This window comes from Pseudomonas sp. 102515, from assembly GCF_031085165.1.
In the GTDB taxonomy this organism is placed as follows: domain Bacteria; phylum Pseudomonadota; class Gammaproteobacteria; order Pseudomonadales; family Pseudomonadaceae; genus Chryseomonas.
On the sequence record NZ_JAVHTY010000005.1, the window covers coordinates 150,286 to 164,022 of the forward strand.

Annotated in this window: 11 protein-coding genes and 1 pseudogene; 4 read left to right on the plus strand and 8 right to left on the minus strand. The window is 66.6% G+C overall.

Annotated features, from left to right (window positions below; genetic code table 11):
- Positions 1 to 80 precede the first annotated feature (80 nt).
- Positions 81 to 799 (minus strand): annotated as a pseudogene (locus RCF34_RS19300) (OmpA family protein).
- 195 nt (positions 800 to 994) lie between these two features.
- On the opposite strand from RCF34_RS19300, the gene RCF34_RS19305 reads away from it, so the two are divergent.
- The 3 genes from RCF34_RS19305 to RCF34_RS19315 are packed head-to-tail and all read left to right on the plus strand — an operon-like array spanning position 995 to position 3,530.
- A complete protein-coding gene (locus RCF34_RS19305) occupies positions 995 to 1,285 on the plus strand; it encodes a metalloregulator ArsR/SmtB family transcription factor (RefSeq protein ID WP_308709630.1) in 291 nt (96 codons plus the stop codon).
- 16 nt (positions 1,286 to 1,301) lie between these two features.
- Positions 1,302 to 2,465, plus strand: coding sequence for an MFS transporter (locus RCF34_RS19310; protein WP_308709631.1), 1,164 nt, complete (start codon positions 1,302 to 1,304; stop codon positions 2,463 to 2,465).
- A gap of 15 nt (positions 2,466 to 2,480) precedes the next feature.
- Complete coding sequence (locus RCF34_RS19315) at positions 2,481 to 3,530, plus strand: alkene reductase (protein ID WP_308709632.1); 1,050 nt, start codon at positions 2,481 to 2,483, stop codon at positions 3,528 to 3,530.
- 72 nt (positions 3,531 to 3,602) lie between these two features.
- Here the strand turns inward: RCF34_RS19315 and RCF34_RS19320 are convergent, their stop codons facing one another.
- From RCF34_RS19320 to secA, 4 genes are all read right to left on the minus strand, one after another.
- Complete coding sequence (locus RCF34_RS19320; RefSeq protein WP_308709633.1) at positions 3,603 to 4,550, minus strand: Nudix family hydrolase; 948 nt, start codon at positions 4,548 to 4,550, stop codon at positions 3,603 to 3,605.
- Complete coding sequence (locus RCF34_RS19325) at positions 4,547 to 5,185, minus strand: glutathione S-transferase family protein (RefSeq protein WP_308709634.1); 639 nt, start codon at positions 5,183 to 5,185, stop codon at positions 4,547 to 4,549. The genes RCF34_RS19320 and RCF34_RS19325 overlap by 4 nt, the downstream gene beginning before the upstream one ends.
- An 82-nt stretch (positions 5,186 to 5,267) precedes the next feature.
- Complete coding sequence (argJ, locus tag RCF34_RS19330; protein ID WP_308709635.1) at positions 5,268 to 6,485, minus strand: bifunctional glutamate N-acetyltransferase/amino-acid acetyltransferase ArgJ; 1,218 nt, start codon at positions 6,483 to 6,485, stop codon at positions 5,268 to 5,270.
- Positions 6,486 to 6,672: 187 nt separating this feature from the next.
- Positions 6,673 to 9,414, minus strand: a complete 2,742-nt coding sequence (gene secA, locus RCF34_RS19335) for a preprotein translocase subunit SecA (RefSeq protein ID WP_308709636.1) — start codon at positions 9,412 to 9,414, stop codon at positions 6,673 to 6,675.
- 233 nt (positions 9,415 to 9,647) lie between these two features.
- Between secA and RCF34_RS19340 the strand changes: the two genes are divergently transcribed.
- Positions 9,648 to 10,106, plus strand: coding sequence for a DciA family protein (locus RCF34_RS19340; protein ID WP_308709637.1), 459 nt, complete (start codon positions 9,648 to 9,650; stop codon positions 10,104 to 10,106).
- A 3-nt stretch (positions 10,107 to 10,109) separates the two neighbouring features.
- Here RCF34_RS19340 and yjiA read toward each other — a convergent pair whose 3' ends face one another.
- The 3 genes from yjiA to RCF34_RS19355 all read right to left on the minus strand — a co-directional run bounded on the left by yjiA (position 10,110) and on the right by RCF34_RS19355 (position 13,623).
- On the minus strand, positions 10,110 to 11,102 hold the full coding sequence (gene yjiA, locus RCF34_RS19345) for a GTPase (RefSeq protein WP_308709638.1): 993 nt from the start codon (positions 11,100 to 11,102) through the stop codon (positions 10,110 to 10,112).
- Positions 11,103 to 11,349: 247 nt separating this feature from the next.
- Positions 11,350 to 11,553 carry a YbdD/YjiX family protein gene (locus tag RCF34_RS19350; protein ID WP_007162682.1) on the minus strand — a complete coding sequence of 68 codons (204 nt, stop codon included), beginning with the start codon at positions 11,551 to 11,553 and terminating at the stop codon, positions 11,350 to 11,352.
- Between the two features lie 12 nt (positions 11,554 to 11,565).
- Positions 11,566 to 13,623, minus strand: a complete 2,058-nt coding sequence (locus RCF34_RS19355; protein WP_308709639.1) for a carbon starvation CstA family protein — start codon at positions 13,621 to 13,623, stop codon at positions 11,566 to 11,568.
- Between the last annotated feature and the right edge of the window lie 114 nt (positions 13,624 to 13,737).

A 13,737-nucleotide genomic window follows, 5' to 3' on the forward strand; every position in this document is an offset into this window, starting at 1 on the left:
CAGAGCGCAAAATGGAAAAGCAGTTTCCGCCGCGCTTCACAAGGGCGCGGAAACTGCGGGTCGCGGGCGACGAGCGGTCGTTACTGGGCGGGGGTACCGGTGGCTCCCGGCAGGGGCCGCAGATTGACCTCGACGCGGCGATTCTGCGCGCGGCCATCGGCGGTGGCGTTGCTGGCGATGGGCGCATCGGGACCGGCGCCCCGAGTGCTCAGCCGCGCCGCGGGTACGCCCTGGGCGGTCAGGTAGCCGGCGACGTTCTGGGCACGGCGCTGGGACAACTCGACGTTGTGGGCGCGGCTGCCGGTGCTGTCGGTGTAGCCGACGATCTCGATGCTGTTCTGGTCGAACTGCTTGAAGGAATTGGCCAGGTCGTTCAGCGGCTTGTAGAAGCTGTTGGCGATGTCGGCCGAGTCGGTGGCGAAGGTGATGTTGCCGGGCATGATCAGCTTGATGTCGTCGCCCTGGCGCTGTACCTCGACACCGGTGTTCTCCATCTGCCGGCGCAACTCGGCTTCCTGGCGGTCGGCGTAGTAGCCGTAGCCGGCGGCGGCCGCACCCACGGCCGCGGCGCCGATCAGCGCACCCTTGCCCCGGTGGTTGTGATCGATGGCGGCACCGGCGACGGCACCGGCCAGGGCACCCAGGCCGCCGTACTTGGCGGTGTTGGAAGTACCACCGCTGGCCTGACCCTGGTTTTCATAGGGGTTGGGGGATGCGCATCCGGCCAGGGTGGCCAGGGCCAGGCTGGCGAGAAGGATACGGGTAGGCAGCGCCATGTCTTTGCTCCTTGGGAATCCATTGCGGCGAACGAGGCCGCACCCGGCAATTCTAGCGGCGTGATCTGAATCGCAACTGAACGAAGCGGCAGCAACGGACACTTATCGCGATAGTGAGCCTCTAACTCCACGATAGATAGAATCGAAGATGGATAGCTTGCATATCGATTTTTTACGATCTAAGGTTCGCTACAACCCAATATGACGATGCGACCACGATGGACGAGATTCTCAAAGCCCTGGCCAATCCCCTGCGCCGCCAGATCCTGGGCTGGCTGCGCGATCCCCGGCAGTATTTCCCGCACCAGGAACACGACCTGGGCACCGGTGTCTGCGCCGGGCAGATCGAGGCCCGTGCCGGACTGTCGCAATCCACGATCTCGGCGCATCTGGCGGTATTGACCCGGGCCGGCCTGGTCACCACGCGGCGCATCGGCCAATGGGTGTTCTACCAACGCGACGAGGCCGCCATCCAGGCCTTTCTGCAACGCCTCGCCCGCGAACTCTAGTCTGCAAGGAATCCTGATGCCCGCTTCTCTCATCGTGCTGGCGCTGAGCGCTTTCGCCATCGGCACCACCGAATTCGTCATCATGGGGCTGCTGCCCAACGTCGCCGCCGATCTCGGCGTGTCCATCCCCAGCGCTGGCTGGCTGGTCACCGGCTATGCCCTGGGCGTGGCCGTCGGCGCGCCCTTCATGGCGCTGGCCACGGCCCACTGGCCGCGCAAGCGTGCCCTCCTCGCCCTGATGGGCATCTTCATCGTCGGCAACCTGCTCTGCGCCGTGGCCAGCGGCTACAACATGCTGATGCTGGCACGGGTGGTCACCGCCCTCTGCCATGGAGCCTTCTTCGGCATCGGCGCGGTCGTCGCCGCGAGCCTGGTCCCGGAGAATCGCCGCGCCTCGGCGGTGGCCCTGATGTTCACCGGCCTGACCCTGGCCAATGTGCTGGGCGTGCCCCTGGGTACCGCCCTGGGTCAGGCGGCCGGCTGGCGCTCGACCTTCTGGGCGGTGGCGGTGATCGGCGTGGTCGCCCTGATCGGCCTCTGGCGGGTACTGCCGGCCGACCGCAACCAGCCGCGCGCCGACCTGCGCCGGGAGTTGCTCGCCCTGCGCGGCCTGGGCTTCTGGCTGGCGCTGTCGATGACGGTGTTCTTCGCCGCCTCCATGTTCGCCCTCTTCACCTATGTGGCGCCCCTGCTGCAGCAAGTCACCGGCGTGTCGCCGCGGGGCGTCACCGGCACCCTGCTGCTGATCGGCCTGGGCCTGACCCTGGGCAACGTCATCGGGGGCCGCCTGGCCGACTGGCGCCTGGTCACCAGCCTGGTGGGCATCTTCGTCGCCCTGGCGCTGACCTCCGCCGCCCTGCGCTGGACCGGTCATGCCTTCCTGCCCGCCGAGATCACCCTCTTCCTCTGGGCCGCGGCCGCCTTCGCCGCCGTACCGGCCCTGCAGATCAACGTGGTCACCTTCGGCAAGGACGCGCCGAATCTGGTCTCGACCCTCAACATCGGCGCCTTCAACGTGGGCAACGCCCTCGGCGCCTGGGTCGGCGGCCTGGTGATCGACCACGGCCTCGGCCTTACCGCGGTACCCCTCGCCGCCAGCGGGCTCGCCCTGCTGGCCCTCATCGCCACCCTGCTGACCGCCAGCCAGGCCCGCAGGAGCGGCCTGGCGACCGCCAGCTAATCAAGAGAGCTAGCCATGACTCAGCTGTTCGAGCCGATCAAGATCGGCGCCCTGGAACTGCCCAACCGCGTCATCATGGCGCCCCTCACCCGTTGCCGTGCCGAACCGGGCCGGGTCCCGGGCGACCTGATGGTCGAGTACTACGTACAACGCGCATCCGCCGGCCTGATCATCACCGAGGCCACCTCGGTGGATCCCATGGGCGTGGGCTATCCCGACACTCCCGGCATCTGGTCCGACGAGCAAGTGGCCGGCTGGCAGCGTGTGACCACCGCCGTGCACAAGGCCGGTGGCCGCATCGTGCTGCAACTCTGGCACGTGGGTCGCATCTCCGACCCCAGCTACCTCGACGGCGAACTGCCGGTGGCACCGAGCGCCATCGCCGCCCAGGGCCACGTCAGCCTGCTGCGCCCCAAGCGTGACTATGTCACCCCGCGGGCACTGGAAACCGCCGAGATCCCTGGCATCGTCGCCGCCTATCGGCAGGGCGCCGAGAACGCCAAGCGCGCCGGCTTCGACGGCGTCGAGGTCCACGGGGCCAATGGCTATCTGCTCGACCAGTTCCTGCAGAGCGACACCAACCAGCGCACCGACAACTACGGCGGCTCCATCGAGAATCGCGCCCGGCTGCTGCTGGAAGTGACCGATGCCTGCATCGACGTCTGGGGCGCCGATCGCGTCGGCGTGCACCTGTCCACCCGTGGCGACATGCACACCATGGGTGACAACGACCCCGCCGCCACCTTCGGCCATGTCGCCCGCGAGCTGGGGCAGCGCCAGGTCGCCTTCATCTGCATCCGCGAAGCGGCCGGCAGCGACAGCCTTGGCCCGGACCTCAAGGCGGCCTTCGGTGGCGTCTACATCGCCAACGAAAAATTCGACAAGGCCAAGGCCAATGCCTGGCTGGACGAAGGCAAGGCCGATGCCGTGGCCTTCGGCGTGCCCTTCATCGCCAACCCGGATCTGCCGCAACGCCTGGAACAGGACGCCCCGCTGAACGAGCCGCACCCGGACACCTTCTACAGCAAGGGCCCGGTGGGCTACATCGACTATCCGCGGCTGTAATTCGTCCCGCCGATAGGAAAAGCCCGCCGATTGGCGGGCTTCTTTTTGGGCTTCGCTGCGCTCAGCGCCAACCTACGCAGAGGCGGGCCAGAACGCCCGGATCGCCGCCACGCCCTGGGCGCCGGCCTGCCAGGCGCCGGCGAGGTCGGCATCGCCCAGCCCGCCCAGCAGATAGGCCGGCAGGTTGCAGTCGGCCAGCAGCTGCTGGGCCTTGACCCAGCCCAGGGTCGGGGCGCCGGGGTGGCTGGCGGTGGGCATCACCGGCGACAGGGTGACGAAATCCACCCCCATCTGCTGGGCCAGGGCCAGTTCCTCGGTGTCATGGCAGGACGCCGCCAGCAGGCGCTGCTCCGGGAAGGGCCGGCCATTGGGCGCGTAGCGGCGCAACTGCTCCGCGGTCAGGTGCCAGCCAGCCGCGGGGAAATCGCCCAGCCACTCCAGCGGCCCCTTGAGCATCAGCTGGGCACGCCCGGTGCAGAGCCCCTGGACGTCGCCGGCCAGGTCACGGTACTGCGGATCGAAGTTGTCCGGCGTGCGCAGCTGGACCAGGCGGATACCGCTGTCCAGCGCCCGGTGCAGGCCGTTGAGCAATTCCGCGGTGGTCAGCTCGCCGGGGGTGATGAGGTAGCGCTCCGGCAACCGCGCCGCCTGGACGATGGGCCGGTTGGCCGCCGGGAAGTCGTAGTTGACCAGGTCACGCGGGGCCACCCAGGCCAGAGGCTGGCCTTCGGCACCATGGGCGTCGCCGGTGAAGGCGTCCACCTGCCAGACATCCAGCAGCACCGCCTGGTCGGGATAGTCGTGGCGCACCTGCAGCAGCGGGCGAGCCGCTGTCACCTGGATACCCAGCTCTTCGGCCAGTTCGCGCGCAAGGGCCACGGGCGGAGCTTCACCGGCCTCGACCTTGCCCCCCGGGAATTCCCAGAGGCCGCCCTGGTGCTTGTGCGCGGGGCGTTGGGCGATGAGGATCTGCCCCTGGGGGTCGCGGATCACCGCGGCGACGACATGCAGACGGGTCATGCGCTCTGCTCCTCGGTTTCAGCCTCCGCCAGCCAGCGCTGGAAGGCCGGCCAGGCGTAGATGGTTTCGACATAGGCGGCCGCCTCGGCCGACAGTTCCACCCCATAGCTGCGGAAGCGACTGGCGACCGGGGCATAGAAGGCATCGGCGATGGTCGGCGTGCCGAACAGATAGGGGCCATGCTGGCCATGGCGTTCGCGGCATTCGCGCCACAGGCGCTGGATGCGCTGGATGTCTTCCACCGCCTCGGCGGTGGTGGACTTCAGCCTTTGCCGGCGACGCAGATCCATGGGCAGCTCGCGGCGCAGGGCCAGGAAACCGCTGTGCATCTCGGCGCACAGCGCCCGGGCATGGGCGCGGGCCAGGGTGTCCGTCGGCCACAGCCCGGCGTCGGGATAGGCTTCGGCGAGATACTCGACGATGGCGAGGGAATCCCAGATGGTGCCCTCGGCCAGCTTGAGCACCGGCACCTTGCCGGTGGGCGACTGGGCCTTGAGCAGGGCGCGGCTATTGGGCGCATAGAGCGGGACCGGCACTTCCTCGTAGGCGGCGCCGCTGAGTTCCATGGCCAGCCAGGCCCGCAACGACCAGGAGGAAAAATTCTTGTTGCCGATCACGAGTTGCAGCTGGGACATGCGGGGATTCCTCCAAACGATGTGGCCCGCGAAAACCGCCGCGGGCGCCCACCGGAGCGGACGCCAGGGCGTCGGGTAGCCGTCAGGTACGGTATTCGGCGTTGATCTTCACGTAGTCGTGGGAGAGGTCGGTGGTCCAGATGGTCTCGCTGTGGCTGCCGCGACCCAGCTCGATGCGGATCTCGATCTCGGCCTGGGCCATGACCCGCGCGCCCTGCTCTTCCGTATAGGTGGCCGCGCGACCGCCCTGCTGGCAGATCTGCACGCCGCCTAGGAAGACGTCGATCAGGCTGACGTCCAGCTGAGGCACGCCGGCCCGGCCAACGGCGGCGAGGATGCGGCCCCAGTTGGGATCGGAGGCGAACAGCGCGGTCTTGATCAGCGGCGAATGGGCCACGGCGTAGCCGACGTCCAGGCACTCCTGGGCATTGCCACCGCCATTGACCTGCACGGTGACGAACTTGGTGGCACCCTCGCCGTCACGCACGATGGCCTGGGCCAGTTCGGCGAATACCGCGAACACCGCGTCGCGCAGCTGCTCGAAGGCCGCACCACTGGCTTGGGTGATTTCCGCCAGGGCCGCCTGACCGGTAGCCACCAGCATGCAGCAGTCGTTGGTGGAGGTGTCGCCATCGATGGTGATGCGGTTGAAGGAACGGTTGGCGGCATCGGCCAGCAGATCCTGCAGCAGACCCTGGGCGACCTTGGCGTCGGTGGCCACGTAACCGAGCATGGTGGCCATGTTCGGCTTGATCATGCCGGCGCCCTTGCTGATGCCGGTCACGGTGACGGTGGTGCCGTCCACCTGGAACTGGCGGCTGGCGCCCTTGGGCAGGGTATCGGTGGTCATGATGCCGGTGGCGGCGGCAGCCCAGTTGTCCTCGGCCAGATCGGCCAGGGCGGCCGGCAGCGCGGCTTCGATCTTTTCCACCGGCAGCGGCTCGCCGATCACGCCGGTGGAGAACGGCAGTACCGCCTCCTCGCCGACGCTGGCCAGGGTCGCCAGGGTCTTGGTGGTGCGCTCGGCCGCGGCCAGGCCGGGCTGCCCGGTACCGGCGTTGGCATTGCCGGTGTTGGTCAGCAGGTAACGTACGGGACCGGCGAAGCGCCGGCGGGCGACGATCACCGGCGCGGCACAGAAGGCGTTCAGGGTGAAGACCCCGGCCACGCTGGAGCCTTCGGCACAGCGCATCACCACCACATCCTTGCGCCCGGGACGCTTGATGCCGGCGGAGGCGATACCGAGTTCGAAACCGGGAACCGGGTGCAGCGTGGAGAGCGGACCGAGACCGACAGCCATGGGAAAACTCCAGTGAAAGAAAAGGAAACGCCGCGAGCGGAAAACCGGTCGCGGCGTGGAAAGCAGCCTTCCCGCGCCCGCCTCGCCCAGCCTGGGCAAGGGGCGCAGACAGCCTAGCGGGTGGATTTTACAGCCTGTCGGCAGCTATGCCGACAGGCTGCCGTCGCCCGGCTGCCTCGGCAGGCCCTCAGTCGAGCTTGCCGTGGCACTGCTTGTACTTCTTGCCGGAACCGCAGGGGCACGGCTCGTTGCGACCGATCTTCTGGTCATTGCGCTGGGGCTGCAAGGGCACCACGGTGTCTTCGCCCTGCTCGTCCTCGAGCACCTCGGGGTCGACCAGCGAAGGCGCCTCGGCGTGCTGGAACTGCATGCGCTCGGCCAGGGCCTCGGCCTCGCGGCGCATGCGCTCCTCTTCCTCGGCCGGATCCTCGCGGCGCACCTGGACGTGGGACAGGACACGGATGGTATCGCGCTTGATGCTGTCCAGCAGTTCCTGGAACAGGGTGAAGGACTCGCGCTTGTATTCCTGCTTGGGATTCTTCTGGGCGTAGCCGCGCAGATGGATGCCGTGGCGCAGATGGTCCATGGTGGTGAGGTGGTCCTTCCAGAGGTCGTCGACCACCCGCAGCAGCATCTGCTTCTCGAAGTTGCGCAGGGCCTCGCGCCCGGCCATGTCTTCCTTTTCCATGTAGGCCGCTTCGAGCTGTTCGAGGATCTTCACCCGCAGGGTGTCCTCGTACAGCTTGTCGTCTTCGTCCAGCCACTGGCCGATGGGCAGTTGCAGACCGAAGATGCTGTAGATCTCGGCTTCCAGGCCGGGCACGTCCCACTGCTCGGGCAGCGATTGCGGCGGGATGTGCTCGTTGATCACCTGGGTCAGGGTCTCCTCGCGGAAGCCCTTGATGGTGTCGCCCACGTCTTCGTTGGCCAGCAGGGTATCGCGCATGTGATAGATCACCTTGCGCTGCTCGTTGGCCACGTCATCGTATTCCAGCAGCTGCTTGCGGATGTCGAAGTTGCGACCCTCGACCTTGCGCTGCGCCTTTTCGATGGCGTTGGTGACCATGCGGTGCTCGATGGCCTCGCCGCCCTGCATGCCCAGGGCCTTCATGAAGTTCTTCACCCGGTCGGAGGCGAAGATGCGCATCAGGCTGTCTTCCAGCGACAGGTAGAAGCGGCTGGAACCCGGGTCGCCCTGGCGACCGGCACGGCCGCGCAGCTGGTTGTCGATCCGGCGGGATTCGTGACGCTCGGAGGCGATCACGTGCAGGCCGCCGGCATCGATGACCTGCTTGTGGCGCACCTGCCAGGCGGCCTTGATCGCGGCGATCTGCTCTTCGGTGGGATTCTCCAGGGCCGCGACTTCCACTTCCCAGTTGCCGCCGAGCAGGATGTCGGTACCGCGACCGGCCATGTTGGTGGCGATGGTCACGGCGCCCGGACGGCCGGCCTGGGCGATGATCTCGGCTTCCCGTTCGTGGTACTTGGCGTTGAGCACCTTGTGCTCGATGCCGGCCTGGGTCAGCAACTGGTCGACGTACTCGGAGCTCTCGATGGAGGCGGTACCCACCAGCACCGGACGGCCTTCGGCCTGGCACTGCTTCACGTCCTCGATGATGGCCTGGTACTTCTCGGCCTGGGTCAGATAGACCAGGTCGTTGAAGTCCTTACGGGCGATCTCGCGGTGGGTCGGGATGACCAGCACGTCGAGGTTGTAGATCTGGCGGAATTCGAAGGCCTCGGTGTCGGCGGTGCCGGTCATGCCACCGAGTTTGTTGTAGAGGCGGAAGTAGTTCTGGAAGGTGGTCGAGGCCAGGGTCTGGCTCTCGGGCTGGATCGGCAGTCCTTCCTTGGCCTCGATGGCCTGGTGCAGGCCCTCGGAGAGGCGACGGCCCGGCATGGTCCGACCGGTGTGCTCGTCGATCAGCAGCACCTGGTCCTGCTGGACGATGTACTCGACGTTGCGATGGAACAGGGTGTGGGCACGCAGGCCGGCGAACACGTGGGTCAAGAGGCCCAGGTTGTGCGCGGAGTAGAGGCTCTCGCCCTCGGCCAGCAGTCCGGCTTCGGTGAGCATCTCCTCGATGAACTGGTGACCCAGCTCGGTGATCTCCACCTGGCGGGTCTTTTCATCGATGGTGTAGTGGCCGACCTGGGTCGGATTGCCTTCCTCTTCCTCGATGTGCTGCTGCAGACGCGGGATCAGCAGGTTGATCTTCTGGTAGAGCTCGGAGCTGTCTTCGGCCTGGCCGGAGATGATCAGCGGGGTCCGGGCTTCGTCGATGAGGATGGAGTCCACCTCGTCGACCACCGCGAAGTTCAGCTCACGCTGATACTTCTCGGCCATGCTGAAGGCCATGTTGTCGCGCAGGTAGTCGAAGCCGAATTCGTTGTTGGTGCCGTAGGTGATGTCCGAGGCATAGGCGGCGCGTTTCTCTTCCGGCGGCTGGAACGGCAGGATGATGCCGACCGACAGGCCGAGGAATTCGTACAGCGGCCGCATCCAGTTGGCATCGCGGCGGGCCAGGTAGTCGTTCACCGTGACCACGTGGACGCCCTTGCCGGACAGTGCGTTGAGATAGACCGGCAGGGTGCCCACCAGGGTCTTGCCCTCACCGGTACGCATCTCGGCGATCTTGCCTTCGTGCAGCGCGGCGCCGCCGATCAGCTGGACGTCGAAGTGGCGCATGCCCATGACCCGCTTGCCGGCCTCGCGGACCACGGCGAAGGCCTCGGGCATCAGCACGTCGAGGGACTCGCCCTGGGCGACGCGCTGCTTGAATTCCTCGGTCTTGGCGCGCAGTTGCTCGTCGCTCAGGGAGGCAATCTGGGATTCCAACGCATTGGTGGCCACCACGACCTTGCCTAGGCGTTTGACATCTCGTTCGTTCTTGCTTCCAAAGAATTTCTTCAACAAAGGCGCAAACATATCGACTGGAATTCTTCCGCTGGAATGAGGGGAGCGAAACGGGCGGCAAGGCCTCTGCAGAGCCTGGCCAGACGCCTGGGCGCGGGGTTGAAACCCGCGGTGTCCCGCAATGGTAATCGGGCATTCTACTCGGAAATGCCGATGAGGAAAGAACGACGGGCCCCCGGCCGCCAGGACGCCAGAGCGATCTGTTACCATCGGCGTCTCCTCTTCGCCCATCGCGAGTCCTGCGCATGGCCTTTCGCCCTCTCTCCGCCGTCGCTCCCGCCGCCCTGCTGCGCCAGGCCAAACCGCTCAAGGCGCTGTTTCGCGAGGCCGAGCGGCTGGGCCGGCTGCAACAATTGCTGGAAGAGCAGTTGCAACCCGCCGCCCGCCCCCATTGCCGGGTGGCCAGCTGGCGCGAGAGCACCCTGTTGCTGGTGGTCAACGACGCCCACTGGGCGACCCGGTTGCGCTATCAGCAGCGCCGCCTGCTTAGACTGCTGCAGCAGGCGCCGGAATTCGCCGGCTTGATGCGCCTGCAGTTCAAGATGCAGCCGAATCCCGGCGTCGCCACCCGCGCCCGGCCGGTGCGCCAGGTCAGTCAGGTGGGCGCCGATAGCCTGCGCGAAGTCGCGGCCGGGATCCGCGACCCCAAGCTCAAGGCCGCCCTGGAGCGGCTGGCCAGTCGCACCGGCCAGGCCGCGGAATAGGCCCTAGGCCTTGGCCACCGCCCGCTCGAAGGCAGCGCGGATGCGTTCTTCCGGCAAGTCCATGCCGATCAGCACCACGCGACTCTCGCGTTCCTCGTCCGCCAGCCAGTCACGCTCCCAGTCGGCGGCATAGATCTGCTGCACACCCTGGAACAGCAGGCGGCGCTCTTCGCCAGCGATGTTGAGCAGGCCCTTGTAGCGCAGCAGGTCGCAGCCGAGGGTATCGAGCAGCATCTCCATCACCTTGCCAATCTTGTCCTGGTCGTAGGGGCGCGACTCGCGGATGGCGATGGATTGGATGCGTTCGGTGACGCTGACGGCTTCCGGCACCGGCCGCAGCGGACGGAATAGCGTCGGTGGCGCCAGGTCCTCGTCGTGCAGGTTGAAGCCGCGGATGTCCAGCAGTTCGGCCAGCTCGATGCGGCCATGATCGACACGGCGGATGGGCGCACGGCGATTGATGCGCTGCAGGCGATTCTCCAGCGCCTCGACGGCGGCCGGCTCGGCCAGGTCGAGCTTGGTCAGCAGCAGGCGATCGGCGAAACCGATCTGCGCCTGCAGCAGCGGATCGCTCAGTTGCTCACTGGCATGGACGGCGTCCACCAGGGTCAGCACCCCATCGAGCAGATAGCGCTCGCGCAGGAGGTCGTCGGTAAAGAAGGTCTGGGCCACCGGACCGGGATCGGCCAGGCCGGTGCATTCCACCACCAGCCGCTCGAAATCCAGTTCACCGCTGTCCAGCCGCTCCAGCAGCACGATCAGGGCATAGGCCAGGTCCTTGCTGCCGGTGCAGCAGACGCAGCCGTTGGCGACCTTCATCAGCTGCACGGCGCCGGCGTCTTCGAGCAGTTCGCCATCGACGTCGAGGGCGCTGAATTCGTTTTCGATGACGGCGATCCTGAGGCCGTGCTCGGCCTGCAGAATGTGCTTGAGCAGGGTGGTCTTGCCGGCGCCGAGAAAGCCGGTCAGGACGGTGACGGGGATAGGTTCACGCATGAAAAGACTCCAGGCAGAAAGAGGCCGGGCTTGGAGCCCGGCCTTGGGACCTGTTCACGATCTCGCGAGCGAGAGCCAAACGAGGCCTGGGCGGCCCCGCGAAAATGCCTGAGGAAGCGGATCGGATCCGCGCTCGGGTTTACGAGTGGTAAATGAGCATGCCGACGTGGCTGGCCTTCCAAGGCATTTTCAACGCCGTTTGGCCGACGCGCAGCAGATCGTGAACAGGCTCCGAGGTGACCCTGGGTCAGCAGCAGCGTATGGCGCCGGACTTGCCGCCACCGTAGCGCGCTTCCTGGCGCTCGCGGAAGAAGGCTTCGTAGCTCATCACCGGCTGGTCCGGATGCTTGCCGCGCATGTGCTCGACATAGGTGTCGTAGTCGGGCATGCCCACCAGCATCTTGGCGGCCTGCCCCAGGTACTTACCCATGCGACCCAGGTCATTGAACATGAGGATTCTCCTTTAAACGCCCGTTGCCGGCTGGAACGGGGTTTCGCGGTCGCTGCGCTCGGGCTTCGCCAGGGCGGCGCGACCGACCTTGATGGAAAAGAACAGGATGCTCATCACCACCACCAGGAACAGCACCGACAGGGTGGCGTTGGTGTAGGCGTTGAAGACGATGTGCTGCATCTGTTCCATGCTCTTGGCTGGGGCGATCACCTGCCCCTGGGCCATGGCGGTGCTGTATTTCTTGGCCAGGGCCAGGAAGCCGACCGCCGGATTCGAATCGAACAGCTTGATCAGGCTGGCGGTGGTGGTGCAGATCAGCAGCCACACCGCCGGCACCAGGGTGACCCAGACATAGCGCTGGCGCTTCATCTTGATCAGGACCACGGAACCCAGCATCAGGGCGATACCGGCGAGCATCTGGTTGGAGATGCCGAACAGCGGCCAGAGGGTGTTGATGCCGCCCAGCGGATCGACCACGCCCTGGTACAGCAGCCAGCCCCAGAGGGCGACGCAACCGGCGGTGCCGATGACGTTGGCGATCCAGGAGTCGGTGCGCTTCAGCGCCGGCACGAAGCTGCCCAGCAGGTCCTGCAGCATGAAGCGCCCGGCACGGGTACCGGCGTCCACCGCGGTGAGGATGAACAGCGCCTCGAACAGGATGGCGAAGTGGTACCAGAAGGCCATGGTGTTCTCGCCCGGCAACACGTTGTGCATGATCTGGGCGATGCCCACCGCCAGGGTCGGGGCACCACCGGCACGCGCCAGGATGGTGTGCTCGCCGATCTCGGTAGCGGTAGCCTGCAGCATCTCGGGCGTCACCACGAAGCCCCAGGTGCTGATCTTGGCGGCCACCGACACCACGTCGGCACCGACCACGGCGGCCGGGCTGTTCATGGCGAAGTAGACGCCCGGCTCGATCACCGAGGCGGCGACCATGGCCATGATGGCGACGAAGGACTCCATCAGCATGGCACCGTAGCCGATGTAGCGGGCATGGGTTTCCTTGGCGATCAGCTTGGGCGTGGTGCCCGAGCTGATCAGGGCATGGAAGCCGGAGACCGCGCCGCAGGCGATGGTGATGAACAGGAAGGGGAACAGGGTGCCCTTCCACACCGGGCCGGTGCCGTCGACGAACTGGGTCAGGGCCGGCATCTTGAGCAGCGGCATGGTCACCAGGATGCCGATGGCCAGGGCGATGATGGTGCCGATCTTGAGGAAGGTGGACAGGTAGTCACGCGGCGCCAGCACCAGCCAGACCGGCAGCACGGCGGCGACGAAACCGTAGCCGATCAGCATCCAGGTGATCTGCACGCCGGTGAAGGTGAAGGCCGGACCCCAGACCGGATCGGCGGCGACCACGCCACCCGCCCAGATGGAGGCCAGCAGCAGCACCACGCCGACCAGCGAGATCTCGCCGATGCGACCGGGGCGGATATATCTCATGTAGACGCCCATGAACATGGCGATCGGCAGGGTGGCGATCACCGTGAACATGCCCCAGGGGCTCTCGGCCAAGGCCTTGACCACGATCAGCGCCAGCACCGCGAGGATGATGATCATGATCAGGAAGCAGCCGAACAGGGCGATGGTGCCGGGGATGCGCCCCATCTCCTCGCGCACCATGTCGCCCAGGGAGCGCCCGTTGCGGCGGGTGGAGAGGAACAGCACCACGAAGTCCTGCACCGCGCCGGCGAAGACCACCCCGGCGATCAGCCAGAGGGTGCCGGGCAGATAGCCCATCTGGGCGGCGAGCACGGGGCCCACCAGCGGACCGGCGCCGGCGATGGCGGCGAAGTGGTGGCCGAAGAGGATGTGCTTGTTGGTGGGGACGTAGTCCAGGCCGTCGTTGTTGAGCACGGCGGGCGTGGCTCTTTTGGCGTCGAGCCCCATCACCTTGGTGGCGATGAACAGGCTGTAGTAGCGGTAGGCAACGAGGTAGATCGCCACGGCGGCGACCACGATCCAGAGGGCGTTGATCGCTTCGCCTCGACTCAGCGCCACGGTACCCAGCGCGAAGGCGCCCAGTACGGCAACGGCGAACCAGGCAAGATGGCTGGCCATTCGGGTCATGCTTGTTCTCCTGCCGCGCACCGGTGGCCGCGGCGATACTTGTTATTGTGAGAGCCCACAGCGGAGCCATATTACTATCGGCGGCTCGACGCGACAGCGAAATTCGCAGAACTA

What these genes read in the sequence shown, in the direction of transcription:
- RCF34_RS19305 (WP_308709630.1), top strand. Translation starts at nt 995, where the DNA reads ATGGACGAGATTCTCAAAGCCCTGGCCAATCCCCTGCGCCGCCAGATC.
- RCF34_RS19310 (WP_308709631.1), top strand. Translation starts at nt 1,302, where the DNA reads ATGCCCGCTTCTCTCATCGTGCTGGCGCTGAGCGCTTTCGCCATCGGC.
- RCF34_RS19315 (WP_308709632.1), top strand. Translation starts at nt 2,481, where the DNA reads ATGACTCAGCTGTTCGAGCCGATCAAGATCGGCGCCCTGGAACTGCCC.
- RCF34_RS19320 (WP_308709633.1), bottom strand. Translation starts at nt 4,550, where the DNA reads ATGACCCGTCTGCATGTCGTCGCCGCGGTGATCCGCGACCCCCAGGGG.
- RCF34_RS19325 (WP_308709634.1), bottom strand. Translation starts at nt 5,185, where the DNA reads ATGTCCCAGCTGCAACTCGTGATCGGCAACAAGAATTTTTCCTCCTGG.
- argJ (WP_308709635.1), bottom strand. Translation starts at nt 6,485, where the DNA reads ATGGCTGTCGGTCTCGGTCCGCTCTCCACGCTGCACCCGGTTCCCGGT.
- secA (WP_308709636.1), bottom strand. Translation starts at nt 9,414, where the DNA reads ATGTTTGCGCCTTTGTTGAAGAAATTCTTTGGAAGCAAGAACGAACGA.
- RCF34_RS19340 (WP_308709637.1), top strand. Translation starts at nt 9,648, where the DNA reads ATGGCCTTTCGCCCTCTCTCCGCCGTCGCTCCCGCCGCCCTGCTGCGC.
- yjiA (WP_308709638.1), bottom strand. Translation starts at nt 11,102, where the DNA reads ATGCGTGAACCTATCCCCGTCACCGTCCTGACCGGCTTTCTCGGCGCC.
- RCF34_RS19350 (WP_007162682.1), bottom strand. Translation starts at nt 11,553, where the DNA reads ATGTTCAATGACCTGGGTCGCATGGGTAAGTACCTGGGGCAGGCCGCC.
- RCF34_RS19355 (WP_308709639.1), bottom strand. Translation starts at nt 13,623, where the DNA reads ATGACCCGAATGGCCAGCCATCTTGCCTGGTTCGCCGTTGCCGTACTG.